The sequence below is a fragment of the Streptomyces sp. NPDC097107 genome (assembly GCF_044762405.1).
Taxonomy (GTDB): Bacteria; Actinomycetota; Actinomycetes; order Streptomycetales; family Streptomycetaceae; genus Streptomyces; species Streptomyces thinghirensis.
The window spans coordinates 123,558-148,374 of record NZ_JBIWEF010000007.1 but is presented as its reverse complement, the minus strand read 5'-3'; the positions used below and the strand labels follow the sequence as shown (position 1 = coordinate 148,374).

20 protein-coding genes are annotated in these 24,817 nt (G+C 72.0%); 10 read left to right on the top strand and 10 right to left on the bottom strand.

Annotation, left to right across the window (positions count from 1 at the left end; translation table 11 throughout):
* Positions 1 to 209: 209 nt before the first annotated feature.
* Together ACIQ1J_RS18420 and metH are read right to left on the bottom strand one after the other, a co-directional pair.
* A complete protein-coding gene (locus tag ACIQ1J_RS18420; protein ID WP_386322421.1) occupies positions 210 to 911 on the bottom strand; it encodes an HAD family hydrolase in 702 nt (233 codons plus the stop codon).
* 139 nt (positions 912 to 1,050) lie between these two features.
* The gene (metH, locus tag ACIQ1J_RS18415; protein ID WP_403557831.1) at positions 1,051 to 4,563 is read right to left on the bottom strand and encodes a methionine synthase; all 3,513 of its coding nucleotides are present in this window, start codon (positions 4,561 to 4,563) and stop codon (positions 1,051 to 1,053) included.
* 574 nt (positions 4,564 to 5,137) lie between these two features.
* On the opposite strand from metH, the gene ACIQ1J_RS18410 reads away from it, so the two are divergent.
* The 6 genes from ACIQ1J_RS18410 (at position 5,138) to parJ (ending at position 12,235) form a co-directional block, all read left to right on the top strand.
* Entirely contained in the window at positions 5,138 to 5,902 is a 765-nt protein-coding gene (locus ACIQ1J_RS18410) for an IclR family transcriptional regulator (protein WP_403557829.1), read from the top strand.
* A 328-nt stretch (positions 5,903 to 6,230) separates the two neighbouring features.
* Positions 6,231 to 7,025, top strand: coding sequence for an MIP/aquaporin family protein (locus tag ACIQ1J_RS18405; protein ID WP_121746039.1), 795 nt, complete (start codon positions 6,231 to 6,233; stop codon positions 7,023 to 7,025).
* Positions 7,026 to 7,108: 83 nt separating this feature from the next.
* A complete protein-coding gene (gene glpK / locus ACIQ1J_RS18400) occupies positions 7,109 to 8,647 on the top strand; it encodes a glycerol kinase GlpK (protein WP_403557827.1) in 1,539 nt (512 codons plus the stop codon).
* Positions 8,648 to 8,655: 8 nt separating this feature from the next.
* Positions 8,656 to 10,272, top strand: a complete 1,617-nt coding sequence (locus ACIQ1J_RS18395; protein WP_403557825.1) for an FAD-dependent oxidoreductase — start codon at positions 8,656 to 8,658, stop codon at positions 10,270 to 10,272.
* Positions 10,273 to 10,421: 149 nt separating this feature from the next.
* Positions 10,422 to 11,093, top strand: a complete 672-nt coding sequence (locus tag ACIQ1J_RS18390; RefSeq protein ID WP_403557823.1) for a FadR/GntR family transcriptional regulator — start codon at positions 10,422 to 10,424, stop codon at positions 11,091 to 11,093.
* 152 nt (positions 11,094 to 11,245) lie between these two features.
* Positions 11,246 to 12,235: a filament polymerization regulator ParJ gene (parJ, locus tag ACIQ1J_RS18385; protein ID WP_403557821.1), complete on the top strand. Its 990-nt coding sequence runs from the start codon at positions 11,246 to 11,248 to the stop codon at positions 12,233 to 12,235.
* Positions 12,236 to 12,317: 82 nt separating this feature from the next.
* Here parJ and mshC read toward each other — a convergent pair whose 3' ends face one another.
* The 4 genes from mshC to ACIQ1J_RS18365 all read right to left on the bottom strand — a co-directional run bounded on the left by mshC (position 12,318) and on the right by ACIQ1J_RS18365 (position 15,807).
* On the bottom strand, positions 12,318 to 13,547 hold the full coding sequence (gene mshC, locus ACIQ1J_RS18380) for a cysteine--1-D-myo-inosityl 2-amino-2-deoxy-alpha-D-glucopyranoside ligase (protein WP_210961759.1): 1,230 nt from the start codon (positions 13,545 to 13,547) through the stop codon (positions 12,318 to 12,320).
* Between the two features lie 113 nt (positions 13,548 to 13,660).
* The gene (locus ACIQ1J_RS18375) at positions 13,661 to 14,491 is read right to left on the bottom strand and encodes an SCO1664 family protein (protein WP_403557819.1); all 831 of its coding nucleotides are present in this window, start codon (positions 14,489 to 14,491) and stop codon (positions 13,661 to 13,663) included.
* Positions 14,455 to 15,045: a DUF3090 domain-containing protein gene (locus ACIQ1J_RS18370; RefSeq protein WP_055416088.1), complete on the bottom strand. Its 591-nt coding sequence runs from the start codon at positions 15,043 to 15,045 to the stop codon at positions 14,455 to 14,457. The genes ACIQ1J_RS18375 and ACIQ1J_RS18370 overlap by 37 nt, the downstream gene beginning before the upstream one ends.
* Positions 15,046 to 15,120: 75 nt before the next feature.
* The gene (locus ACIQ1J_RS18365) at positions 15,121 to 15,807 is read right to left on the bottom strand and encodes a histidine phosphatase family protein (protein ID WP_210961761.1); all 687 of its coding nucleotides are present in this window, start codon (positions 15,805 to 15,807) and stop codon (positions 15,121 to 15,123) included.
* Positions 15,808 to 15,868: 61 nt separating this feature from the next.
* Here ACIQ1J_RS18365 and corA point away from each other — a divergent pair, with 61 nt between their 5' ends.
* The gene (gene corA / locus ACIQ1J_RS18360) at positions 15,869 to 16,864 is read left to right on the top strand and encodes a magnesium/cobalt transporter CorA (protein ID WP_403557816.1); all 996 of its coding nucleotides are present in this window, start codon (positions 15,869 to 15,871) and stop codon (positions 16,862 to 16,864) included.
* A gap of 25 nt (positions 16,865 to 16,889) precedes the next feature.
* Here the strand turns inward: corA and ACIQ1J_RS18355 are convergent, their stop codons facing one another.
* Positions 16,890 to 17,678, bottom strand: coding sequence for a ferritin-like domain-containing protein (locus ACIQ1J_RS18355; RefSeq protein WP_403557814.1), 789 nt, complete (start codon positions 17,676 to 17,678; stop codon positions 16,890 to 16,892).
* Between the two features lie 236 nt (positions 17,679 to 17,914).
* Entirely contained in the window at positions 17,915 to 18,970 is a 1,056-nt protein-coding gene (locus tag ACIQ1J_RS18350) for an LLM class F420-dependent oxidoreductase (protein ID WP_210961764.1), read from the bottom strand.
* Positions 18,971 to 19,081: 111 nt separating this feature from the next.
* Between ACIQ1J_RS18350 and ACIQ1J_RS18345 the strand changes: the two genes are divergently transcribed.
* Together ACIQ1J_RS18345 and ACIQ1J_RS18340 are read left to right on the top strand one after the other, a co-directional pair.
* Positions 19,082 to 20,068: an aldo/keto reductase gene (locus ACIQ1J_RS18345; protein ID WP_403557812.1), complete on the top strand. Its 987-nt coding sequence runs from the start codon at positions 19,082 to 19,084 to the stop codon at positions 20,066 to 20,068.
* The gene (locus ACIQ1J_RS18340) at positions 20,065 to 22,515 is read left to right on the top strand and encodes a helix-hairpin-helix domain-containing protein (RefSeq protein WP_403557810.1); all 2,451 of its coding nucleotides are present in this window, start codon (positions 20,065 to 20,067) and stop codon (positions 22,513 to 22,515) included. The genes ACIQ1J_RS18345 and ACIQ1J_RS18340 overlap by 4 nt, the downstream gene beginning before the upstream one ends.
* 230 nt (positions 22,516 to 22,745) lie before the next feature.
* On the opposite strand, the gene ACIQ1J_RS18335 is transcribed toward ACIQ1J_RS18340, so the two are convergent.
* On the bottom strand, positions 22,746 to 23,525 hold the full coding sequence (locus ACIQ1J_RS18335) for a hypothetical protein (RefSeq protein WP_403557808.1): 780 nt from the start codon (positions 23,523 to 23,525) through the stop codon (positions 22,746 to 22,748).
* 47 nt (positions 23,526 to 23,572) lie between these two features.
* Between ACIQ1J_RS18335 and ACIQ1J_RS18330 the strand changes: the two genes are divergently transcribed.
* Positions 23,573 to 23,761 (top strand): DUF5703 family protein, encoded by a 189-nt coding sequence (locus tag ACIQ1J_RS18330; RefSeq protein ID WP_055416095.1) that lies wholly within the window; start codon positions 23,573 to 23,575, stop codon positions 23,759 to 23,761.
* Positions 23,762 to 23,881: 120 nt separating this feature from the next.
* Here ACIQ1J_RS18330 and ACIQ1J_RS18325 read toward each other — a convergent pair whose 3' ends face one another.
* Positions 23,882 to 24,649: a chaplin gene (locus ACIQ1J_RS18325; RefSeq protein WP_403557806.1), complete on the bottom strand. Its 768-nt coding sequence runs from the start codon at positions 24,647 to 24,649 to the stop codon at positions 23,882 to 23,884.
* Between the last annotated feature and the right edge of the window lie 168 nt (positions 24,650 to 24,817).

The window sequence follows — 24,817 nt, the reverse complement described above, 5'->3', positions numbered from 1 at the left end:
CGACAACGTTCGCCAAGCGCGAACCAGCACAGCTACGCCACCGTGTCGACCCCTGACAGCGTGACGAACATCACACAGGGGCTTCTGTCGGCGAGTGCCTGAATTCGGCCATCCGGAAGGGCGGAATTCCCCCGCCGTGCGCCCCGCGTAGTCTCGCGCTGACGTTCCCGGAATTGCCGCGTTAACGCCGCCGCACGCTGGGTGAACGCCTAGCGCATTTGTGTCATCAGGCCGCGCAGAAATGTCAGGTCGACCTCTTCCAACGAGTCGACCACCGTGCGGCGTACGGCCGGGGTGATGGGGGCGACCGAGGGAACGGCCACGACGTGGCAGCCGGCGGCCTCCGCGGCGGCGACCCCGGTCGCGGTGTCCTCGACGACGGCGCATCGGGCCGGGTCCACCCCGAGCCCGGCCGCGGCGGCCAGGTACGGGTCCGGGTGGGGCTTGGTGCGCGGCACCTCGTCGCCCGCGACGGTGAGGCCGAAGTGCTGGGGCCCCAGCGAGGTCAGCACGCGGTCGATGATGCGCCGGTGCGAGGCGGAGACCAGGGCGGTGGGGATCTCGTGAGCGGAGAGCTCCGCGAGCAGCCGGGCGGCTCCCGGCATGAGCGGCAGGGTACGGCCGATGCGCTTCTCGAAGCCGTCGTTGAGCAGCACGCTGAGTTCGGCGAGGGTGATGTCGGCTCCGGTGGCCTCGATCAGGAATCCCGCGCTGCGGCTCATGGGGCCGCCGACGACCACGTGGCGCCAGGAGTCGTCGAGGGTGTGGCCGAGGGAGGCGAAGACCTCGACCTCGACGTCCCACCAGAAGCCCTCGGTGTCCACCAGGGTGCCGTCCATGTCGAGGAGCACTGCCTGGAGGGCGGAGCCTTCGGCCGTACGGGTTCCGAGCGCGGGGACCGTACTGGTCATCCACGTACCTCCTTGAAGGGACGACCAGGCCGGTTCCCACGAAGGGAACCGGCCTGCGGTGGACCGACCATTGTACGTCGTGCGGGACAGGAACGCCTGGTGTGGCCGCCGAAGCGGTACGGAGGCGTCCCACGGCGCCTCAGCGGGCGTTGAAGTACTTCGCCTCCGGGTGGTGGATCACGATGGCGTCGGTGGACTGCTCGGGGTGCAGCTGGAACTCCTCCGACAGGTGGACGCCGATGCGCTCCGGCTGGAGCAGGTCGGCGATCTTGGCGCGGTCCTCGAGCTCCGGGCAGGCGCCGTAGCCGAGAGAGAAGCGGGCGCCCCGGTACTTCAGGGCGAACATGTCCTCCATCTCGGCGGGGTCCTCCCCGGCGAAACCGAGCTCGGAGCGGACGCGGGCGTGCCAGTACTCGGCGAGGGCCTCGGCGAGCTGGACGGACAGGCCGTGCAGTTCGAGGTAGTCGCGGTAGGCGTTGGCCTGGAACATCCGGGCCGTCTCCTCGCCGATCCGGGAGCCGACGGTGACGATCTGGAAGCCGACCACGTCGGTCGCGCCGGACTCCTCGGGGCGGAAGAAGTCGGCCAGGCACAGGCGCCGGCCGCGCCGCTGGCGCGGGAACGTGAACCGGGTGCGCTCGTTGCCGGCCTCGTCGAGGACGATCAGGTCGTCGTCCTTGGAGACGCAGGGGAAGTAGCCGTAGACGACGGCCGCTTCCAGCAGGTTCTCCGTCTGGAGCCGGTCCAGCAGCCCGCGCAGTCGCGGCCGGCCCTCGGACTCGACCAGTTCCTCGTAGGAGGGTCCCTCGCCGGTCCGGGCCTGCTTGAGGCCCCACTGGCCCTTGAACAGGGCGCCCTCGTCGAGCCAGGACGCGTACTCCTTGAGCTGGATGCCCTTGACGACACGCGTGCCCCGGAAGGGCGGCGCGGGGACCGGGTTGTCGGTGGCGACGTCGGAGCGGACGTGGCCCTCCTCGGGACGCTCCTCGACCTCCACCGTGGCGGCGCGGACCCGGCGCTGGCGCAGTTCGGGCAGTTTCGCGCCGGGCACACCGCGCTTGATGCCGATCAGGGCGTCCATCAGGCGCAGGCCCTCGAACGCGTCACGGGCGTAGCGGACCTCGCCGTCGTAGATCTCGTGGAGGTCCTGTTCGACGTAGGCCCGGGTGAGGGCGGCGCCGCCGAGGATGACGGGATAGTCGGCGGCCAGTCCCCGCTGGTTGAGCTCCTCCAGGTTCTCCTTCATGATCACCGTGGACTTGACCAGGAGCCCGGACATCCCGATGACATCGGCACGGTGCTCGCCGGCCGCCTCCAGGATCGCGGAGACCGGCTGCTTGATACCGAGGTTGACGACGTTGTAGCCGTTGTTGGACAGGATGATGTCGACGAGGTTCTTGCCGATGTCGTGGACGTCGCCGCGGACGGTGGCCAGCACGATCGTGCCCTTGCCGTCGTCGTCCGTCTTCTCCATGTGCGGCTCGAGATGAGCCACCGCGGTCTTCATGACCTCGGCGGACTGGAGCACGAACGGCAGCTGCATCTGGCCGGAGCCGAACAGCTCACCGACCACCTTCATGCCGTCCAGCAGGGTCTCGTTGACGATGTCGAGGGCCGGACGCTCCGACAGGGCGTCGTCCAGGTCCCGCTCCAGGCCGTTCTTCTCGCCGTCGATGATGCGGCGCTTGAGACGCTCGTCCAGCGGGAGGGCGGCCAGCTCGTCGGCCTTGGAAGCCCGCAGCGACTGGGCGGTGGCGCCCTCGAACAGCGCCATGAGCTTCTGCAGCGGGTCGTAGCCCTCACGGCGGCGGTCGTAGATCAGGTCCAGAGCCGTGGTGACCTGCTCCTCGTCGAACCGCGCGATCGGCAGGATCTTGCTCGCGTGCACGATCGCCGAGTCCAGACCCGCCTTCACACACTCGTCCAGGAACACGGAGTTGAGCAGGATCCGGGCGGCCGGGTTGAGGCCGAAGGAGATGTTCGACAGCCCGAGGGTGGTCTGCACGTCCGGGTGGCGGCGCTTGAGCTCGCGGATACCCTCGATGGTGGCGACACCGTCGCCGCGGGACTCCTCCTGGCCGGTACAGATCGTGAAAGTCAGGCAGTCGACGAGAATGTCCGACTCGTGGATGCCCCAGTTGCCGGTCAGGTCCCCGATCAGCCGTTCGGCGATCTCGACCTTCTTCTCCGCGGTGCGGGCCTGCCCCTCCTCGTCGATGGTCAGCGCGATCAGCGCCGCCCCGTGCTCCCGCGCCAGCCGGGTGACCTTCGCGAAGCGGGACTCGGGACCCGCACCGTCCTCGTAGTTGACCGAGTTGATGACCGCCCGGCCGCCGATCTTCTCCAGCCCCGCCCGCAGCACCTCCACCTCGGTGGAGTCCAGCACGACCGGCAGCGTCGAGGCAGTCGCGAACCGCCCGGCCAGCTCCTCCATGTCCGCCACACCGTCACGGCCCACGTAGTCCACACACAGGTCCAGCATGTGCGCGCCCTCACGGATCTGGTCCCGGGCCATCTCCACGCAGTCGTCCCAGCGGCCCTCCAGCATCGCCTCACGGAACTTCTTCGACCCGTTCGCGTTCGTCCGCTCGCCGATCGCCAGGTAGGAAGTGTCCTGCCGGAACGGCACCGTCTGGTAGAGCGAGGCCGCGCCCGGCTCCGGACGCGGGTCGCGGACGGTCGGCGTGCTCTCGCGGACCCGCTCCACGACCTGGCGCAGGTGCTCGGGCGTGGTACCGCAGCAGCCGCCCACCAGGGACAGCCCGTACTCGCGCACGAACGTCTCCTGCGCGTCCGCCAGCTCCGGCGCGGTCAGCGGATAATGCGCGCCGTCCTTGCCCAGCACCGGCAGACCGGCGTTCGGCATGCAGGAGACCGGAACACGCGAGTGCCGGGCGAGATAGCGCAGGTGCTCACTCATCTCCGCCGGACCCGTCGCGCAGTTCAGGCCGATCATGTCGATACCCAGCGGCTCCAGCGCCGTCAGCGCCGCACCGATCTCCGAGCCCAGCAGCATCGTCCCGGTCGTCTCCACCGTCACCGAGCAGATCACCGGCACGTCCAGCCCCAGGGCGTCCAGCGCGCGCCGGGCACCCAGCACCGACGCCTTGGTCTGCAGCAGGTCCTGCGTCGTCTCCACCAGCAGCGCGTCCGCGCCGCCGGCGACCAGACCCTCCGCGTTGCGCTGATACGCGTCGCGCAGGACACCGTACGGGGCATGACCCAGGGTGGGCAGCTTCGTGCCCGGACCCATGGAGCCCAGCACCCACCGCTGCCGGCCGTCCCGCGCGAAGAACGCGTCGGCCACCTCACGGGCCACCCGCGCACCGGCCTCCGACAGCTCGTGCACACGCTCGGGAATGTCGTACTCACCGAGCGCCGAGTGGTTCGCACCGAAGGTGTTCGTCTCGACGCAGTCCACGCCGGCCGCGAAGTACTCCTCGTGCACCGAACGCACGATGTCGGGCCGCGTCAGGTTCAGCACCTCGTTGCAGCCCTCCAGCTGCTGGAAGTCGTCCAGCGAGGGGTTCTGCGCCTGCAGCATGGTGCCCATCGCACCGTCGGCCACCACCACACGGGTGGCGAGTGCCTCGCGGAGGGCGGACGCACGGGTCCGGGTGTCGGCGGACGGGGTGGACGGCGACGAGGCCATGAAAGGGCTCCCTAGGATGCGACGGCTGTCGGCTTTGCGCTGCCCGGTGCCGTCCGCTGGGAACGTCCCGGGGGAGAACGCACGCCGCCAGGGTAGCCGGGACCGGGGGCTGATGGTCGGGGCGTCCACGAGACGGACGAGTACGGCGGGGCGGACGCCCGCCGACGGTGCCCGCCGAAGGGGTGAACATCCCGGCTCCGGGACGGGCCGGGAACGGACTCGGGGCGGTCCGGAGACGCACCCGGGGCGGTCCGACAGGCCTGGAACGGTCCAGGGAGGTTTCCGGGAGCGGCCCGGAGACGCGCCCGGGGGCGGTCCGACAGACAGGCCGGGAACAGTCCGGGCAGGTTTCCGGGAGCGGTCCGGAGACGGGCCGGAACGGTCCGGACGCGGTCGGCGGGCCGCTGATGGGCGGCCCGGGACGCGGGTCCGGGCCATCAGGACGTGGCCGGAGTGCAACAGTTGCCCGCCGACCATTAGCGGGAGGTCGGCATCGACCGGTAGTGTTCGGCATTGCCGAACGACGTCAGCGACGCCGAGGTCGGCAGTCGAAGGGGACGGAGGCAGTACGTCGATGGCACGGAACATCCAGTCGCTCGAACGGGCGGCCGCGATGCTGCGCCTGCTCGCGGGCGGCGAGCGGCGGCTCGGCCTGTCGGACATCGCCTCGTCGCTGGGTCTGGCCAAGGGCACCGCCCACGGCATCCTGCGCACCCTCCAGCAGGAGGGCTTCGTCGAGCAGGACGACACCTCCGGGCGCTATCAGCTCGGCGCCGAGCTGCTGCGCCTGGGCACCACCTACCTCGACGTGCACGAGCTGCGGGCACGCGCCCTGGTATGGGCGGACGACCTGGCGCGGTCCAGCGGTGAGAGCGTCCACCTCGGCGTCCTGCACCAGCAGGGCGTCCTGATCGTGCACCACGTCTTCCGGCCCGACGACAGCCGGCAGGTGCTGGAGATCGGGGCCATGCAGCCGCTGCACTCCACGGCGCTGGGCAAGGTGCTGTCGGCCTACGACCCGGTCGCGCACAGCGAGGCCCTGGAGGCCGACCGCAGGGCGTACACGGACCGGACCGTCTGCGAGCCGGACAGGTTCGAGCACATCCTGGACATCACGCGCGCGCGTGGCTACGCGGCCGACGTCGAGGAGACCTGGGAGGGCATCGCCGCCATCGCCGCCCCGATCCACGACCGCAGGCGCATGCCGGTCGGCGCGGTCGGTATCAACGGGGCCGTGGAGCGGCTGTGCCGGGACGGCGAGCTGCGGCCCGAGCTGGTCGCGGCGGTGCGGGACTGCGCCCGCGCGGTGTCGCGGGACTTGGGCGCCGGGCGCTTCTAGGCACGCGGGCACGAGTCGGAAAAGCCGAGGGCCGGGACGCCGAACGCGTCCCGGCCTTCCGCGTTCCCCGCCGGGCGCGCCGGACCGAAGATCGATAACCCAGGACGATCAATAACGATCGTGCTTTCGATTACAGAGCTCTTGACGCATGCGCGACGCCGAAGCAAGACTCGCGTCCATCGGTCGGCATTGTCGAACACCTACCGGCAATACGCGTTAGAGTGTGACAACGCCAAGGGCCGCCATCGCTCTCATACCGAGGGCGCCGGAACACCCGGAGGGACCCGGGGGTTCGGCTTCCCCTGGACGAAGGACAAAGGAGTCGCGGGTGTCCAGCTCCGACATCTTCATCGGCGAGACCATCGGTACCGCCATACTCATCCTGCTCGGCGGCGGCGTGTGTGCCGCCGTGACGCTCAAGGCCTCCAAGGCCCGCAACGCCGGCTGGCTCGCCATCGCCTTCGGCTGGGGCTTCGCCGTCATGACGGCGGTGTACATCTCGGGCCCGCTCTCCGGCGCCCACCTCAACCCCGCCGTGACGGTCGGCATCGCGGTCAAGGACGGCGAGTGGGGCAACGTCCCCACCTACTTCGCCGGGCAGATGCTCGGCGCCATGATCGGCGCGGCCCTGGTCTGGGCCGCCTACTACGGCCAGTTCCTCGCCCACCTCACCGACCGCGAGATCGTCGGCGGGCCGGGCGCGCAGGACACCACGGCCAAGGCCGTCGAGGCCCAGGAGAAGGGCGCCGGCCCCGTGCTGGGCGTCTTCTCCACCGGCCCCGAGGTCCGCAACGCGGTACAGAACCTCTCCACCGAGATCATCGGCACCTTCGTCCTGGTGCTCGCCGTCCTCACCCAGGGCCTGAACGACGAGGGCAACGGCCTCGGCATCCTCGGCGGCCTGATCACCGCGCTGGTGGTCGTCTCGATCGGCCTGTCCCTCGGCGGACCGACCGGCTACGCGATCAACCCGGCCCGTGACCTCGGCCCGCGCATCGTGCACGCCCTGCTGCCCCTGCCCAACAAGGGCGGCTCCGACTGGTCCTACGCCTGGGTCCCGATCGCCGGTCCGCTGATCGGCGGTGCGCTCGCCGCAGGTGTCTACAACGTCGCGTTCGCCTGAGCGGGCATCCGCTCGGCCATCATCGAGCCGCAGAACACGCGCCGTACGCACCGGCCACCACCACGGAAACCCAGGAGCACACTGTGACCGACGCTCACACCGCAGGCCCCTTCATCGCCGCGATCGACCAGGGCACGACCTCTTCCCGCTGCATCGTCTTCGACCGCGACGGGCGCATCGTCTCCGTCGACCAGAAGGAGCACGAGCAGATCTTCCCCAAGCCGGGCTGGGTCGAGCACGACGCCACCGAGATCTGGACCAACGTCCAGGAGGTCGTCGCCGGGGCGGTCGAGAAGGCCGGCATCACCCGCGACGACATCAAGGCCATCGGCATCACCAACCAGCGCGAGACCACCCTCGTCTGGGACAAGAACACCGGTGAGCCCGTCCACAACGCCATCGTCTGGCAGGACACCCGCACCGACGCCCTCTGCCGGGAGCTGGGCCGCAACGTCGGCCAGGACCGCTTCCGCCGCGAGACCGGCCTTCCCCTGGCCTCCTACTTCGCCGGCCCGAAGGCCCGCTGGCTGCTCGACAACGTCGACGGTCTGCGGGAGCGCGCCGAGGCGGGCGATCTGCTCTTCGGCACCATGGACACCTGGGTCATCTGGAACCTGACCGGCGGGGTGAACGGCGGAAAGCACGTCACCGACGTCACCAACGCCTCGCGCACCATGCTGATGAACCTGCACACCATGCAGTGGGACGAGAAGATCGCCGAGTCGATCGGCGTGCCGACGCAGATGCTCCCGGAGATCCGCTCCTCCGCCGAGGTCTACGGCGAGATCACGGGCGGCCGGCTGGGTGACCTGCTCGGCGGCATCCCGGTCGCCTCCGCGCTCGGCGACCAGCAGGCGGCCCTGTTCGGCCAGACCTGCTTCTCCGAGGGCGAGACCAAGTCGACGTACGGCACCGGCACCTTCATGGTGATGAACACCGGTGACAAGCTCATCAACTCCTACTCGGGCCTGCTGACCACGGTCGGCTACAAGATCGGCGACCAGGACACGGTCTACGCCCTGGAGGGCTCGATCGCCGTCACCGGCTCGCTGGTGCAGTGGATGCGCGACCAGATGGGCCTGATCTCCACCGCCGCCGAGATCGAGACCCTCGCCCTGACGGTCCGGGACAACGGCGGTGCCTACTTCGTACCGGCCTTCTCCGGCCTGTTCGCCCCGTACTGGCGCTCCGACGCCCGCGGTGTGATCGCCGGCCTCACCCGGTACGTCACCAAGGCGCACCTCGCGCGCGCCGTCCTGGAGGCCACCGCCTGGCAGACGCGGGAGATCGCGGACGCCATGACGAAGGACTCCGGTGTGGAGCTGACCGCCCTCAAGGTCGACGGCGGCATGACCTCCAACAACCTGCTGATGCAGACCCTCGCCGACTTCGTGGACGCCCCCGTGGTGCGCCCGATGGTCGCCGAGACCACCTGCCTCGGCGCCGCCTACGCCGCCGGCCTGGCCGTCGGCTTCTGGAACAGCACCGACGACCTGCGCGCCAACTGGCGGCGGGCCGCCGAGTGGACCCCCCGCATGGACGCGGAGATCCGCGACCGTGAGTACAAGAGCTGGCTCAAGGCCGTCGAGCGGACCATGGGCTGGCTCGAGGACGAGGAGTAAGAACCGCAATGACCACTCAGTCCACCCTGCAGTCCGTGCCTGCCCTGGGGACGCACCCGGCCTCCGGCTCGAACCCGAGCCGGGCCGAGACCCGGGAGCAGCTCTCCAAGGCGTCGTACGACCTTCTCGTGATCGGCGGCGGCATCCTGGGCATCTCCACCGCCTGGCACGCCGCGCAGTCCGGTCTCAGGGTGGCCGTGGTCGACGCCGGCGACTTCGCCGGTGCCACTTCCTCCGCCTCCTCCAAGCTGCTCCACGGCGGTCTGCGCTACCTGCAGACCGGCGCGGTGAAGCTGGTGGCGGAGAACCACTTCGAGCGCCGTGCGGTCTCCCGCCAGGTGGCCCCCCACCTGGCGAACCCGCTCACCTTCTACCTCCCCGTGTACAAGGGCGGGCCGCACGGCGCGGCGAAGCTCGGGGCCGGTGTCTTCGCGTACTCGGCGCTGTCCGCCTTCGGTGACGGCGTCGGGCACCTGCTCTCCCCGGCCAAGGCCGCGCAGGACGTGCCGGAGCTGCGCACCGACAACCTCAAGGCCGTGGCCGTGTACGGCGACGACCAGATGAACGACGCCCGGATGGCGCTGATGACCGTCCGCGCGGCGGTCGATTCGGGCGCGGTCGTCCTCAACCACGCCGAGGTCACCGGCCTGCGCTTCACCAAGGGCCGGGTGACCGGCGCCGAGCTGAAGGACCGGCTGACCGGCGACGAGTTCGGGGTCAGCGCCCGCCTGGTGCTCAACGCCACCGGCCCCTGGGTCGACCACCTGCGCCGGATGGAGGACCCGAACGCGGCCCCTTCCATCCGCCTCTCCAAGGGCGCGCACCTGGTACTGAAGCGCACCGCGCCGTGGAAGGCCGCGCTGGCCACCCCGATCGACAAGTACCGGATCACCTTCGCCCTCCCCTGGGAGGACATGCTGCTGCTCGGCACGACCGACGAGGAGTTCGAGGGCGACCCGGCGGACGTGGCGGTCAACGACAAGGACATAGCCCAGATCCTCGACGAGGCCGCGTTCTCCATCCGCGACCAGCAGCTCGACCGGGACCTGATCACGTACTCCTTCGCGGGTCTGCGCGTGCTGCCGGGCGGTCCCGGTGACACGGCGAAGGCCAAGCGCGAGACGGTCGTCAGCGAGGGCCGGGGCGGCATGCTGTCCGTCGCGGGCGGCAAGTGGACCACCTTCCGCCACATCGGCCGTACGGTGATGAAGAAGCTGGAGGCGCTGCCGGGCCACCCGCTGGGCGACGACTTCGAGCCGATCGCCTCACTGCCGAAGAAGCTGCCGCTGCCCGGCGTGGCCAACCCGCGCGCGGTGGCGCACCGGCTGCTGGTGGACGGCCCGGCACCCGGCCCGCGCATGGCGGCGGACACCGCCCGGCACCTGGCCACCCACTACGGCTCGCTGGCCTTCGACATCGCCCGCCTGGCCAACGACGACCCGGAGCTGGCCGAGCGGGTCCACCCGGACGCCCCGGAGATCTGGGCGCAGGTCGTGTGGGCCCGGGACAACGAGTGGGCCGAGACGCAGGACGACGTGCTGCGCCGGCGGACCACGCTGACGATCCGCGGCCTGGCCACGGACGACGTCCGCGCGAAGGTCCAGGACCTGCTCGACAAGAAGTAGGACCTGGCCACCCGCTGCGTGAGGCGGCGGCTCCGCGCCGATGGAGCCGCCGCCCTCACGCGTGCGCGTCGCAGGGCCGCACCGACCTTCATAATGTCGAAAGACATCGGATGTCTGAGCGGCATCCCGGAGACACAGGGAGGTCGGCCGTGGCGGTCACCGACGAGGCGATCGAGAAGATCAAGGGCATGATCGTCTCCGGCGCGCTGCGGCCGGGCGACCGGCTTCCCAAGGAGAGCGAGCTCGCCGCCGGCCTGGGGCTGTCCCGCAACTCCCTGCGCGAGGCCGTGCGGGCCCTGTCCCTGATCCGGATCCTGGACGTGCGGCAGGGTGACGGCACCTACGTCAGCAGCCTGGATCCGCAGCTCCTGCTGGAGGCCATCGGTTTCGTCGTCGACTTCCACCGCGACGACACGGTGCTGGAGTTCCTCGCCGTGCGCCGCATCCTGGAGCCGGCCGCGACCGCGATGGCGGCCTCCCGGATCACCGACCGGGTGCTGGACGAGCTGGAGGGCGGGCTGGACGCCCTCGGCGCCGAGCCGTCGGCGGAGGAACTGGTCGCCTGCGACCTGGAGTTCCACCGGGGCATCGTCGGAGCCTCGGGCAACTCGGTGCTCTGCTCCCTCCTGGACGGTCTGTCCGGGCCCACCACCCGGGCCCGCGTCTGGCGCGGGCTCACCCAGGAGGACGCGGTCAGCCGCACCCTGTACGAGCACCGCGCGATCCTCGGCGCACTGCGCGACCGGGACGCGGAGGCGGCGCGTTCCTGGGCGACGGTGCACATCGCGTCCGTGGAGCAGTGGCTGCGCTCCACCCTCTGACCCGGGTCCGATCCGGCCTCGGCGTCGGGTGTCCGGCCGCCGGGAACGGGGCAGTGATGCGTTCACTCCCCCGCGCAAGGGGGCTGCGGGCGGTCCCTCGGCACGCCGTAAGGTTGGGGGGTACGCGAGGGCACGTCGGAAGGAGGCGCTGGGTGATCGAGCTCGAGGGGGTTCCCGAGCTGGTCGACCCGGTCATGGTGGCCGCGTTCGAAGGCTGGAACGACGCCGGCGACGCCGCCTCCACCGCGGTCGCGCATCTCGACAGGGAGTGGAAGGGCGAGGTGTTCGCGGCGCTGGACGCCGAGGACTACTACGACTTCCAGGTCAACCGCCCCACGGTGTTCATGGAAGCCGGCGTCCGCAAGATCACGTGGCCGACGACGAGACTGTCGGTGGTCCGGATCGGCGGCGACAAACCACGCGACCTGGTCCTCGTCCGCGGCATCGAGCCGTCCATGCGCTGGCGGTCGTTCTGCAACGAGCTGCTGGGCTTCGCCCACGAGCTGGGCGTCGAGCTGGTGGTCGTCCTGGGCGCCCTGCTGGGCGACACGCCACACACTCGTCCGGTCCCGATCAGCGGGACCACGTCGGACGCCGACCTCGCCCGGCGCATGGACCTGGAGGAGACCAAGTACGAGGGCCCCACGGGCATCGTCGGCATCCTCCAGGAGGCGTGCACGCACGCGGGCGTTCCGGCCGTCTCGCTGTGGGCCGCGGTGCCGCACTACGTGTCGCAGCCGCCGAACCCGAAGGCCACGCTGGCCCTCCTGAACCGGTTGGAGGACCTGATCGGCGTGCGTGTCCCGCTGGGCGATCTGCCCGAGGACGCGCGTGCCTGGCAGGTGGGTGTGGACCAGCTGGCCGCCGAGGACAGCGAGGTCGCCGAGTACGTCCAGTCGCTGGAGGAGGCCCGGGACACCGCGGAGCTGCCGGAGGCGTCGGGCGAGGCGATCGCCCGCGAGTTCGAGCGGTATCTGCGGCGCCGGGACGGCTCCGGACCGGGCGGGCCGGGTGGCCACGCCACTGCGGACGGCGACGGCTCCTCCGGGACGCCGTATCTGCGGGACAACCCCAGCGGCCGTGCGCGTCCGCCGAGGCCGCCGAAGACGAGCGGGGACGACGAGGAGTCGTCGGAGGACTGAACGAGCGGAAACAGGGGCGCTTCCCGGCGGGAAGCGCCCCTGTTTCCGTGTGGGCACTTGCTGTCTCGGTACGTGCGCCTGCTTACAGCGCCACGCCCAGCAGCGCGTCGACCGCGCGGGAGACGACGCCGGGCGCGCCGATGTCCGTGCCGCCGCTCTCCTGCTGGAGCGCGGCCCAGCGGTCGACGGCGTCGAGCGCTGCCGGGGAGTCCAGGTCGTTCGCGAGGGCCTCGCGGATCTCCTCGACGAGCGCCTCGGCGGGCGGGCCGTCGGGCCGGGAGACGGCTGCGCGCCAGCGCTCCACCCGGGCGAGCGCGTCCTGCAGCACCCGGTCCGTCCACTCCCAGTCGGAGCGGTAGTGGTGGGCGAGCAACGTGAGCCGGATGGCGGCCGGGTCGACACCCTCGCGGCGCAGCTGCGAGACGAAGACCAGGTTGCCCTTGGACTTGGACATCTTCTCACCGTCGAGACCGACCATGCCGGCGTGCACGTACGCCTTGGCCATGGGGAACTCGCCGGTGAGCGCCTGAGCGTGCGAGGCGCCCATCTCGTGGTGCGGGAAGGCCAGGTCGGAGCCGCCGCCCTGGACGTCGAAGCCCATGCCGAGGTGGTCGAGGGCGATGGCGACGCACTCGATGTGCCAGCCGGGGCGCCCGCGGCCGAGCGAGCCGCCGTCCCAGCTGGGTTCGCCCTCGCGAGCGGCCATCCACAGCATCGGGTCGAGCGGGTTCTTCTTGCCCGGCCGGTCCGGGTCGCCGCCGCGCTCGGCGGAGAGCAGCCGCATGGCGGCGGCGTCGAGGTGGGAGACGCCGCCGAAGTGGGGGTCGGACTCGACGGAGAAGTAGGTGTCGCCCTCCAGCTCGTACGCCGCGCCCGCGTCCCGCAGCCGCTCGACGAGCGGGACGATGCCGGGTATGGCCTCCACGGCGCCTATGTAGTGCCGCGGCGGCAGCATCCGCAGCGCCGTCATGTCCTCGCGGAAGAGGACGGTCTCCTTCTCGGCGAGGGCGGTCCAGTCGACACCGTCGCGCACGGCCCGCTCCAGCAGTGGGTCGTCGACGTCGGTGACGTTCTGGACGTAGTGAACCTGCCGCTTGTTGTCGAGCCACACGCGCTGGACGAGGTCGAACGCGTTGTAGGTCGCCGCGTGCCCCATGTGGGTGGCGTCGTACGGCGTGATGCCGCAGACATAGATGCGGGCGACGGGACCGGGGTCGAGAGTGACCAGGCCGCCGGTCGCGGTGTCGTGGATCCTCAGGTCGCGACCCTGACCAGGCAGGGCGGGGACCTCGGAAGCGGGCCAGGCATGCATGTCATGAGCGTAACCGGACGGGTGTTCCGTACACGAACCGGACCGGGTTGGATGGCCGGTAAGGCGCTCTTGCGCGAAACCGGCCGTTGTGCGGTGGGGGCGGTACCGGCTCGCTAGACCGGCGGCCAGGGGATGGCCGGCCACTCGCCGCTCGGTTCCGGGTGCCTCCCGGAGGCCAGCAGCGCGTCGACGCGCGCGCGCGTGGCGTCGAGTTCGGCGGGGGTGATCAGCGCGCCGAGCCGGATCGCCAGGGTCCCGCCGTCCTTCAGGGCTTCTCCTAGGGCGTCGAGCACCGTCAGGGCCTCCCCGGTGAGCGGGTCCCCCGCCCAGCCCCACAGCAGGGTCCGCAGCTTGTTCTCGGCGTGGAAGGTCACCCCGTGGTCGATGCCGAACAGCCGTTCCTCGTCCGCGGGCAGCAGATGGCCGCCCTTGCGGTCGGCGTTGTTGAGTACGGCGTCCAGTACGGCCAGCCGGCGCAGCCGCTCGTCGTCGGCGTGCACGAGCAGCGCGGTGCGGCCCTCACCGACCTCGGCGAGGGCGATCGCCTTCCAGCCGGGGCCGGGCTCCTCGTCCTCCACCAGGGCCAGCAGCTCCGTCTCCGGCACCGCCTCGATCCACAGCTGGCACATGCCCTCGCCGTACGGACCGTCGCGCAGCACGGTGGGCGGTACGAGGCCCCAGCCGGTCGCCTCGGACACCTCGTACGCGGCGACCTCGCGCTGGGCGAGGCTGCCGTCGGGGAAGTCCCACAGGGGCCGCTCCCCGGCGACCGGCTTGTAGATGCAGGCCGCCTCGCGTCCCTCGTGCGTCACCGTGCAGTACAGCGCCGCGTTGGAGGCGTCGCGGATGCGTCCGCGCACGGTCAGCTCGCCCCGGGCGAGCAACTCGGCGGCCGCCGCGTCGGTGGTCACGCTCCGCGGCGGTATCCGTTCTGGCGCGGACATACGTGTCCTTCCGGGTCGAGCGGGAGGCTGCACAGCGGGCACGGCGGCCGCCCGGCGTTGACGACGTCGAGGGCGCGCTTGGCGAAGGCCCTGGCCTGCGCGCCGGTGAGGCGGACCCGGAGCATCGGGGGGCCGTTCTCCTCGTCCTGGAGCAGCCGCTCCTCGGCCTCCGCCAGGTCCTCCTCGGACTCGGCGTCCAGTTCCACGAGGGCCTGCGCCTCGACGATCATGCGCTGGTCCTCGCCGTCCCAGGCCAGCGCCATGGTGCCGACCCGGAACTCCTCCTCGACGGGGGTGGCCAGCGGGGCGGTGTCGGCGGGCTCCGTGGGTGCCATGGCGGGGACGACGGTGCTGCCGCCGCTGCGCCGTACGACCTCGTCGAGGAGTTCGTCCATGCGCTCGGCGAGAGCGGCGACCTGGGTCTTCTCCAGGGCCACGCTGGTCACCCGGGAGCCTGCGGTGGCCTGGAGGAAGAACGTACGGCGCCCGGGCAGCCCGACCGTACCGGCCACAAAACGTTCCGGTTGGTCGTAGAGGAACACCTGACGGGACACGTCCTGTCTCCATGGAAGTCGGGGGAAGGTAGGCGGGGCACTGCTGCAACCGCTTCACCCTACTGCGGCCGACGATCACGGTGCGCCCGCACCACCACCGACGGGGGCCTGGTCACCAGGGGGCTCCTCGTGCGGGGCCAGGGAGGCGAAGTCACCGGTGTCGCCGAGGCGGACGAGGAACGGGCGCAGCCGGGTGTAGCGGATCGCGGTGACGGAACAGGGCTCGACGGAGATCCGCTGGAAGAGGTCGAGATGAAGGCCGAGTGCTTCCGCGACGAGGGACTTGATGATGTCGCCGTGGGAGCACATGAGGTAGACGGCGTCGGCGCCGTGGTCGCGCTCCACGCGCGCGTTCCACTCGCGCACCGCCTCGGCGGCTCGGGTCTGCATCGCGCGCATCGACTCGCCGCCGGGAAACGCCGCTGCGGAGGGGTGCGCCTGCACCACCTCCATCAGGGGCTCGTCCCTGAGCTCGGCGAGCTTGCGGCCGGACCAGTCGCCGTAGTGGCACTCCCCGATCCGTTCGTCGGTGTGCGCCTTCAGCCCGGGCCGGGCGTCGAGCAATGGGCGGATCGTCTCCTGGCAGCGCTGCAGCGGGCTGGCGACGATCTCTGAGAGCGGCAGGGCGGCAAGCCGGCCGGGCAGCGCGGCGGCCTGCGCGGCCCCGCGTTCGTCGAGGGCGACGCCGGGCGTCCAGCCGGCGAGCAGCCCCTCGGTGTTGGCGGTGGAACGTCCGTGCCTAACCAGGATCAGCGTGGGCATGCGGCCAGGGTAGGCGTACGGCGCGGTGCGAGGGCGCCGGGGCGAAGGGAGATTGCGTTCGGTGATCGTCGACTGTGCCGTCTACCGGGACGGGCACCGCACGGACGGACCCGAGGACCTCTCCGACGCGCTCGGCGGGGCGCGGACCTCGGGCGGCTTCGTCTGGATCGGTCTGCACGAACCGACGGAGGACGAGTTCGACCTGGTCAGCCAGGAGTTCGGGCTGCACCCGCTGGCGGTGGAGGATGCCCTGAAGGCCCACCAGCGGCCCAAGCTGGAGGTGTACGAGGACTCGCTCTTCGCCGTCCTGAAGCCGGTGGTGTACGAGCCGGAGAGCGACGCCGTCTCCACCGACGAGCTCATGATTTTCCTGGGCGACGCGTTCGTGGTCGTCGTCCGGCACGGCGAGGGCGCCCCGCTGAAGGCCGTACGGCAGCGACTGGAGCACGAGCCCGAGCTGCTCGGCAAGGGGCCCACCGCGGTGCTGTACGCGATAGCGGACGCCGTCGTCGACCACTACCTGGACGTCGCCGTCGAGTTGCAGAACGACCTGGAGGATCTGGAGGCCGAGGTCTTCTCCCCGGACGGCGGCGGCTCACGGCACACCGCGTCCCGGATCTACACCTTCAAGCGGCAGGTCCTGGAGTTCCGCCGGGCGACGGGCCCGCTGGCGCCGCCGCTGGCCCGGCTGGCGGGGACGGGGGCGTTCGGCGCCGGGGTGCCGTTCGTGAACGAGAGGGCGCGGCCGTTCTTCCGCGACGTGAGCGACCACCTCACGCGCGTGAACGAGTCAGTGGAGGGCCTGGACCGGCTGGTCTCGGACATCCTGTCGGCACACCTGGCGCAGACGAGCGTCCGGCAGAACGACGACATGCGGAAGATCTCCGCTTGGGCGGCCATGGCGGCGGTCCCCACGATGCTCGCGGGGGTCTACGGCATGAACTTCGACCACATGCCGGAGCTGCACTGGGAGTGGGGCTACCCGGCGGTGATCGTGCTGATGGCCGCTCTGGAGGTGCTGCTGTTCCGGCTGTTCAAGCGCCGGGGCTGGCTGTAGGGCCAGGCAGTCCGCGCGTCGGCCGTCAGGCGACCTCCGGGGCCGCGGCGGCGGGACCGCCGAGCGCGTCGCGCCGTTCGGGTGTCCGCAGCGTCACCATGCGGTGCCAGCCGGCCAGCCGCTCGTAGGCGTACATCGCGTGGATGCCCGCCGCGAGCATCGCCGACCTGGTGCGCGGCCAGCCGAGGAGGCACCCCATACGGTCCATCACCGCGAGGCTGACGTCCCGGTGGACGCGGATCTCGGCGAGCGCGCTCTCGCGCAGCGTCCGCTGGATGTACCGGCCGTGTCCGGCGGCGGCGAAGCGCAGCAGCTCCTCGTGGGAGTAGGCGAGGTGGTTGTCCTCGTCGGCCGAGATCATCCGGACGGCCCGGCCCAGGTCGGGGTGGTCCGCGAAGTACTCGAGGAGCATCGCCATCTGCTCGGCCGCGCGCTGCTCGGTGACCCGGCTGTGCGCGAGGTAGGTGATGATGTCCCGTTCCGTGAGGGGCGCGTCGGCCTTGAGCTTCTCGTGGGCGAGGCCGATGCCGTGCCGCTCCAGGAGCATGGTGTAGTCGGTCTCGGGGGGCACCGCGACGGGTTCGAGGCCGCGCCTCTTCAGCAGGGCGTGGAAGATGCGTCCGTGCTTGTCCTCGTCCGCGCCGTGCCGGGTGATCTTCGGGGCGAGCGCGCGCTCGCTCTCCGGTACGAGCGCCGCGATGCGCGCGTTCTCCCAGCCGCCCTGCGACTCGCCGCTGGCCGCGATGGAGCAGAAGAGACGGAACGACTCGTCGTTGTCGAGGATCTCCTGGAACAGACTCCTGGCCGAAAGCATGGGTGCCGCCTCTCTGCCTCTGCAGGGTTCCGCAGATTCCGCAAAGACCGAGTCAAGTGCGGGAGGTGAGGGGCGGCAACAGGTGCGGCGGGCAACTCAGCCAAAAGAAGGACGGCCGGTAACGCGGGGAGGCGTAACCACACGCGCGTGGGCGCGTTGTCCTCCGTGACGGCCGTGGCGGGGAAGACCCCCGAGCCCCCACCACGGCCGCAGAACCTACCGACGGACCTGGCTCGCTACGCGAGTCCGGCCCGCTCCAGGGCCTCCGTGCCGGCGCGGAGCGCGGCGAGCCGCTCGTCCAGAGTGAAGCCCGCGGGCGCGAGGGTCAGCGTGGTGACGCCGGCGGCGGCGTAGGCCTTCATCCGGTCCGCGATGCGGTCCACGGAACCGAGCAGCGTCGTCTGGTCGATCAGGTCGTGCGGGACGGCCGCGCCGGCACCCTGCTTGTCGCCGGACAGGTACTTGTCCTGGATCTCGGCGGCCTCCGCCTCGTAGCCCATGCGCTGGGCGAGCTGGTTGTAGAAGTTCTGCTTGCGGCTGCCCATGCCGCCGACGTAGAGCGCGGTGTAGGGCCGGAAGGTGTCGGCGAGCGTCGTGACGTCCTTGTCGTCGCCGAGGGCCAGCGGCAGGGTCGGGCAGACGTCGAAGCCGTCGAGGGTCTTGCCCGCCTTCTCGCGCCCGGCGCGCAGATGCCGGATCGCGGTGTCCTCCAGGTGGTCGGCGGACGGGAAGATCAGCAGGGCGCCGTCGGCGATCTCGCCGGTCTGCTCCAGATTCTTCGGGCCGATCGCGGCGATGTACAGCGGGATGTGCTCGCGCTGCGGGTGCACGGTCAGCTTGATCGGCTTGCCCGGGCCCCCGGGCAGCGGCAGCGTCCAGTGCTGCCCCTCGTACGACAGCCGCTCCCGCGTCATCGCCTTGCGCACGATCTCGACGTACTCGCGGGTGCGGGCCAGCGGTTTGTCGAACTTGACGCCGTACCAGCCCTCGGAGACCTGCGGTCCGGAGACGCCGAGGCCGAGGCGGAAGCGGCCCTGGGAGAGGGAGTCCAGGGTGGCGGCCGTCATGGCGGTCATCGCGGGCTGGCGGGCCGGGATCTGGAAGATGGCCGAGCCCACGTCGATGCGCTCGGTCTGGGCGGCGACCCAGGTGAGCACGGTGGCCGCATCGGAGCCGTAGGCCTCGGCGGCCCAGCAGACGGCGTAGCCGAGCCGGTCGGCCTCCTGGGCGACGGCCAGGTTGTCCGCGTCCATTCCGGCACCCCAGTAGCCGAGGTTGATCCCGAGCTGCATGGCCGATTCCCCTTACTGATGAGTAACGTCTTCTGGGCCCGACCTTAGCGCGGGAATTCGGTTGTCCACAGGCCCCCACAGCGCAAGCAGTGGCCAGTAATGTCGGCGTTCATGGAGCAGAGGCATCTCGGCCGCACCGGCCTGCGCGTGTCCCGCATCGGTCTCGGCACCCTGACCTGGGGCCGGGACACCGACGAGCATGACGCCGCGGACCTCCTGAAAACCTTCTGGGAGGCGGGCGGGACCCTCGTCGACACCGCGGACGTGTACGGCGACGGGGAGTCCGAGTACCTGCTCGGGCGGCTCATGGAGGGCCTGGTTCCGCGTCGGGACCTGGTGATCTCCACGAAGGCCGGCAGCGTGCCGGATCCCGACCGCCGCTTCGACGGTTCGCGCGCCCACCTGCTCTCCGCGCTCGACGCCTCGCTGGCCCGTCTCGGCACGGACCACGTCGACGTGTGGCACCTGCACGCCTTCGACCCGCACACGCCGCTGGAGGAGACGCTGCACGCCCTCGACGTGGCGGTGAGCAGCGGACGCGCCCGGTACGCGGGAGTGTCCAACTTCTGCGGCTGGCAGCTGGCCAAGGCGGCGACCTGGCAGCTGGCGGCGCCGGGCGTGCGGAACCGGCTGGCGAGTACGCAGATGGAGTACTCGCTGCTCCAGCGGGGCATCGAGCGCGAGGTGCTGCCCGCCGCCGTGGACCTGGGAGTCGGTCTGCTCCCCTCCTCTCCGCTGGGCCGCGGGGTCCTCACCGGCAAGTACCGCAAGGACTCGACGCCGTCGGACTCGCGCGGCGCGTCGGAGCATCTGGCCCCGTTCGTCGCCCCCTACCTCGACGACACGGCCGGTCACATCGTGGACGCGGTGGCGACGGCGGCGGACGGGCTCGCGGTGACGCCGCTCCAGGTGGCGCTGGCCTGGGTCCGGGACCGGCCCGGCGTGGTCGCCCCGATCGTCGGCGCGCGCAACGCGCAGCAGCTCACGGCGGCGTTGTCAGTGGAGACCCTTAGTCTTCCTGACGAGATCTGCCGGGCTCTCGACGATGTGTCGACGCCCGTGCACCGCTATCCCGATCACGACTGGAGCACGCTGTGAGCACGGAGCCCGAGCCCGCCTCTGAGGACACCGCGGACGCCGTGGACGCCGGGCCGCAGACCCCGGGCACCGCGAACGGAGCCGAGCCGGACACCGCCGGGATCGAGGTACCGGCCGACGGAGCAGAGGTGCCGGCCGACGGCCGGGCTCCCGACGCCGAGGCTGCTGCCGGTGGGACCGAGCAGCCGGCCGGTGACGATACGCGCATCGGCGGCGGTACGGGCATCGACAATTCGTCCGGAGACGATGCGGCCGGAGACGATGCGGCCGGGGACGAAGCGGCCGGGGAGGCCGGCGGCCCGGGGGAGGAGTTGCCCGCCGGGCAGCCGGGTGGTGGGAGCGCGGACGGCGGCGGCGCGGCGGCTCAGGTCTCCGAGGCCGAGGCCGAGCTGGCCGCTCAACGGCTTGTGCGGGAGCGGATCGAGCGGCGGAAGGCCGGGAAGCAGGCCCCGATCGACGCCGGGACCAAGCTCAGCGGCACGGCGGCCGATCTGCTCGCCGCGGTGAGGGCTGTGGAGAGCGGCGAGAAGCCGGCGGCCACGGTCTTCGGCGACCCCGAGCCCGCCCCGCGCCGTCCCGCCCCGGAACCGGTACGACAGCCTCGGCCGGCGCCGGCCGAGGCGACCGCCGGGCCCACTGGGCCCGCGCCGGAGACCGTCCAGTCCGTACGGCGCGTACTGGCCGAGGGCGGCGCTCCCGAGACGCTCGCACCGCAGACCGCCGCGCTCCTCGGTGAGGGCGCGGAGGAGGCGCTGCGCGCCGACCCCTGGCAGCTGCTCCGGGTCGGCGGAGTGCGGCCGGAGCAGGCCGACGGATTCGCCCGGGCGCTGCTGGGCGCGGCGTGCGGCCCGGACGACGAGCGCCGCGGCCGCGCGGTCACGGTGTGGCTGCTGGAGCAGGCCGCCCTGGCCGGGCACACGGCCCTGGAGCTGCCCCGGCTCACGGCCACGCTGGCCCAGCGCGGCGTGCCGGACCCCGACGCCGCCGTGCGGAGCACACTCGCGGAGGGCGAGGCGCTGGCCTTCCAGGACGCCCTGGAGGAGACCGGCGCACGCCAGGACTACACCACGGGCGGGGCGGAGGGGACGGACGAGGACGAGGAGCGCCCGGTCCGGGTCCTGATCGGTCTGGAGCGGTACGCGCTCGCCGAGGAGAGCCTCGCCGACGGCCTGGCCCGGCTGGCCAACTCGGCGCCGAAGCGGGACGGTTCCGCGGCGGACTGGGAGCGCGCCGCCGCCTCCGCGCAGGGAGCCGCCACCGACCTCATCCGCGCCGTCGCGGACCACGGGCTGGTCCTGCACACCGGCGGGGAGGCGTCCCTGGCCGAACCGGCGGTCCTGCTGCACGCCGCGCACACCCTGGGCCTGCGCGCCTGGGCCGCCGCACCCGGGCCGCTCGGCCGCGACCGCTTCGCCGTCCTGCTGGGCGACCCGCCGTCCGCGCCACAGCCTCCTGACTCCACCGCCCCGGACATTTCCGTCCCCGCCGGTCCCGCCGTCGTCACCCTGGCCGGGTTGCTGGCCGGGGCCGAGGGGCCGGGACGGGACGCGGACGGTGCGCTGGACCTCGATCTGCTGGTCGTGCTCGACGCGCCGCAGCTGGACGTCGAGGCGGGCGCCCTGCTGGCGGAGTCGCTGCCGGACGGGGCGCGGCTGGTGCTGGCCGGGGACCCGGCGGTGCTGGGGTCCGTGGGGCCCGGGCGGGTCTTCGCGGATCTGCTGGCGGCGCGCGTCTGCCCCCAGACCGCCTCCCGACGCCCGGACCCGGGCCCGCTCGGCGAACTGGTCTCCGGCCTCGGCATCGGCGAGCTGGTTCAGGTGGAGGCGCCCGGCAAGGAGGTCGTGATCGTGCCGGTGCGGGAGGCGGGCGAGGCCGTGCACCGCACCGTCCAGCTCGTCGCGGACTCGGTGCCGCGCGCGATCGGCGTTCCCACCGAGGAGACCCAGGTGATCACTCCGGGCCACGGCGGCGCGGCGGGCACACGGGCGCTCAACGCCGCACTGAAGGAGCGGCTGAACCCGGGCCCCGGCCGCTTCGGCGGCTTCGACCCCGGGGACCGCGTCGCCTACTCCCCCGTGCCGGGCCGTACGCTGCCGGGCCGGGTGGTGAAGGCCGACGCCGACGGGCTGCACCTGTCGTGCGCGGGCGAGGCCGTCGTCGTACCGAAGGAGCGGGTGGAGCAGTCCGTGCGGCACGGATGGGCGCTGACCGCGCACCAGGCGGTGGGCGGCCGTTGGCCGGCGGTGGTCGTGGTCCTGCCCGGCGATGCCGCGCAGGCCCTCAGCCGCCCCTGGATCTACACGGCGTTCGGCCGGGCCGCCCGCCACCTGTCCGTGGTGCACGGCGTGGAGCAGGCGCTGCCCCGTGCCGTGGCCGAGGTCCCGGCGAAGCCGCGCACGACCCGTCTGCCGGTGCTGCTCGCGCCGCAGGTGCCCGTGGAAGGCTGACCCGGGAGGGCGCCCGGCCGCCTGAGCCCCCACACCTCGCCCAGGCTTCCCCGCCGCCCTGCCGACCCGCCACGCTGCCGGACCGTCCTGGGTGAACGCGACGGCGGCGGTCACAGGGGCGATCCCCGTGACCGCCGCCGTCGGGCCGGCCGGCGCGTCGCGGCTCCAGCCGTTCAGCGACCCGCCACTCTGCGACCCGCCACTCAGCGGCCCGCCACTCAGCGGCCCGCCTACAGCCGCGCCCGCTCACCGTCCTCGTCACGGTCGTCGGCCTCGTCCCCGTGCGGGTCAAGGTCCTCGTCCGCGTCCAGGTCCTCGTCCAGATCCGTGTCGAGGTCCTCCTCCAGCTCCCGCACGCCACCGCCACCGGCCTCGTCGTCATCGTCGTCATCGAGGCCGTCGTCGAACTCGTCGTCGAAGACCGCGCTGACGTCGAAGCGGCAGACCACTCGTTGCGGGTCGGCCTGTTCGAAGGGGGCTTCCAGCCACTCGCCGGGTTCGGGGGCCTGGTCAGCGGCCGTCACCCAGAGCGTGGAGTCACCCTCCTCAAGGCCGAACTCCTTGTGCCGGGAGGCGATCTCGTCCGGCTCGAACTCGCCGAACAGGAGGCCGAGCGCCCCGTGAACCGTGCCGGAGGCCTCGACGCCCGCCTCCTCGTCGTCCGCCGCCTCGACCCGCCGGGCATGGGCCATCAGCCGCTGCGGCTCGGCCACGGCGTAGTCACGGCGGATCAGGACGCTCAGCGCGCTGGGCTCCTCGGGGCCCGTGTACGGCGGCAGCGAGTCGTCCGCGCCGGGGATCTCGAAGGGGGTGACCTCGTCGTAACGGTCGTAGAGCAGTTCGTCGTACGCCTCCGCGGCCGCGGCCAGCTGGTTGAACGCGTCGTAGACGGTCGGGTCGTCCTCCCCCGACCGGCGTTCGACCGCGGCCAGGTGGCGGTCGAGCGCGGTCTTGACCGCCTCGGCGGCGGCGCGTACCTCGGCAGCGGTGGGCTGCGCAGCATCAGACATAGTGCAGACGCTATCCGTACCGGGCCCCAGCCCGCACAATAGATGCGATGCCGGAATACGAATTTGTCGACGTGTACCTGCCGCGCGGGGTTTCCCGCAAGGAGACGACACGTCTGCTGACCGACCACGCCGAGTACGGACACTGGGAGTTGTACCGGCTGAGCCTGCTGCGCGACGGCAGCCGCAAGGTACGGCTGCGGCGGCGGATCATCCGCCAGGTACGCGCGACCTGGTGAGCCGGTACCTGGTGAGCCGGTGACCGGATTCGACCACGCGCGGGTGACGGAACCGGAGACGGAACGGGCCCCGCCGGTGCGGGGCCCGTGGTGCGTGCCGGTCGCCCGGCCCGAGGGGCGTCACGCCGAGGCGCGTGCCTTGCGGTAGAGCACCGTGCCCGCGAGCAGCGCGCCCGCGCCCACCGGCAGGGCGAGGCCCAGGGGCAGGTCGCTGCCGGTTTCGGCGAGTCGCGCGTCGCCCTGCGGCTGGGCGACGGTCTGGGTGCCCGGCTGGTTGACGTGCGAGGAGCCCCCCGGCGTCTCGTCGCCCGAGTCGGGCGGGTTGCCCGGAGTGCCGGGCTCCCCCGGGTCTCCAGGGTTACCCGGGTCTCCAGGGTTGCCCGGGTCCCCGGGGTCGCCCGGGTCTCCGGGCGGCGTCGAGTGATGTCCGCCACCGCCGTTGCCGCAGTCGTTGCCGGTGGTCGGGTTGAGGGCGCCGACGACGTCGACGCTGTTGCCGCAGACGTTCACCGGCACGTGGATCGGCGCCTCCACGTGGTTGCCGGAGCCGACGCCGGGCGAGTCGGTGGCGTGCCCGCCGGCGTGCGAGCCCCCGGGCGAGCCGTCCTGCCCCCGGGTGTCGCCGTAACCGCCGGACGCGCCGCCGCCCTGATTGGCGCAAGAGTTGCCCATCGCCGGATTGAGCACACCGATGACGTCGACCGTGTTGCCGCAGACGTTCACCGGCACGTGCACCGGTGCCTGCACCGTGTTGCCGGACAGTACGCCGGGCGAACCCGAACTCGAGCCGTGCGCCCCCGAGTCCGCCTGGGCGGTGCCGCCCGCGGCGGCGATCACGCCGGTGGCGGCCGCCATCGTCATCAGGCCCTTGCGGGTGACCTGTCGCATTTCCTGAATCCCTGCCTTGCCCTAGTCCCGCTAGTACCGGGAATGCCGATCCCGCTAGTACCGGGAATGCCGAGAACGCCGGGAATTCCGACGTCGCCGTCGTTCCCCACCCCGCGAAGGCTCCAGAGTCCGCCGGCCCCGGAGCACGTGGCACGCGCTCCGGGGCCG

Coding starts and splice junctions, on each gene's coding strand:
- ACIQ1J_RS18420 (WP_386322421.1), bottom strand. CDS start 911: ATGACCAGTACGGTCCCCGCGCTCGGAACCCGTACGGCCGAAGGCTCC.
- metH (WP_403557831.1), bottom strand. CDS start 4,563: ATGGCCTCGTCGCCGTCCACCCCGTCCGCCGACACCCGGACCCGTGCG.
- ACIQ1J_RS18410 (WP_403557829.1), top strand. CDS start 5,138: ATGGCACGGAACATCCAGTCGCTCGAACGGGCGGCCGCGATGCTGCGC.
- ACIQ1J_RS18395 (WP_403557825.1), top strand. CDS start 8,656: ATGACCACTCAGTCCACCCTGCAGTCCGTGCCTGCCCTGGGGACGCAC.
- mshC (WP_210961759.1), bottom strand. CDS start 13,547: ATGCATGCCTGGCCCGCTTCCGAGGTCCCCGCCCTGCCTGGTCAGGGT.
- ACIQ1J_RS18375 (WP_403557819.1), bottom strand. CDS start 14,491: ATGTCCGCGCCAGAACGGATACCGCCGCGGAGCGTGACCACCGACGCG.
- ACIQ1J_RS18365 (WP_210961761.1), bottom strand. CDS start 15,807: ATGCCCACGCTGATCCTGGTTAGGCACGGACGTTCCACCGCCAACACC.
- ACIQ1J_RS18355 (WP_403557814.1), bottom strand. CDS start 17,678: ATGCTTTCGGCCAGGAGTCTGTTCCAGGAGATCCTCGACAACGACGAG.
- ACIQ1J_RS18350 (WP_210961764.1), bottom strand. CDS start 18,970: ATGCAGCTCGGGATCAACCTCGGCTACTGGGGTGCCGGAATGGACGCG.
- ACIQ1J_RS18345 (WP_403557812.1), top strand. CDS start 19,082: ATGGAGCAGAGGCATCTCGGCCGCACCGGCCTGCGCGTGTCCCGCATC.
- ACIQ1J_RS18335 (WP_403557808.1), bottom strand. CDS start 23,525: ATGTCTGATGCTGCGCAGCCCACCGCTGCCGAGGTACGCGCCGCCGCC.
- ACIQ1J_RS18330 (WP_055416095.1), top strand. CDS start 23,573: ATGCCGGAATACGAATTTGTCGACGTGTACCTGCCGCGCGGGGTTTCC.
- ACIQ1J_RS18325 (WP_403557806.1), bottom strand. CDS start 24,649: ATGCGACAGGTCACCCGCAAGGGCCTGATGACGATGGCGGCCGCCACC.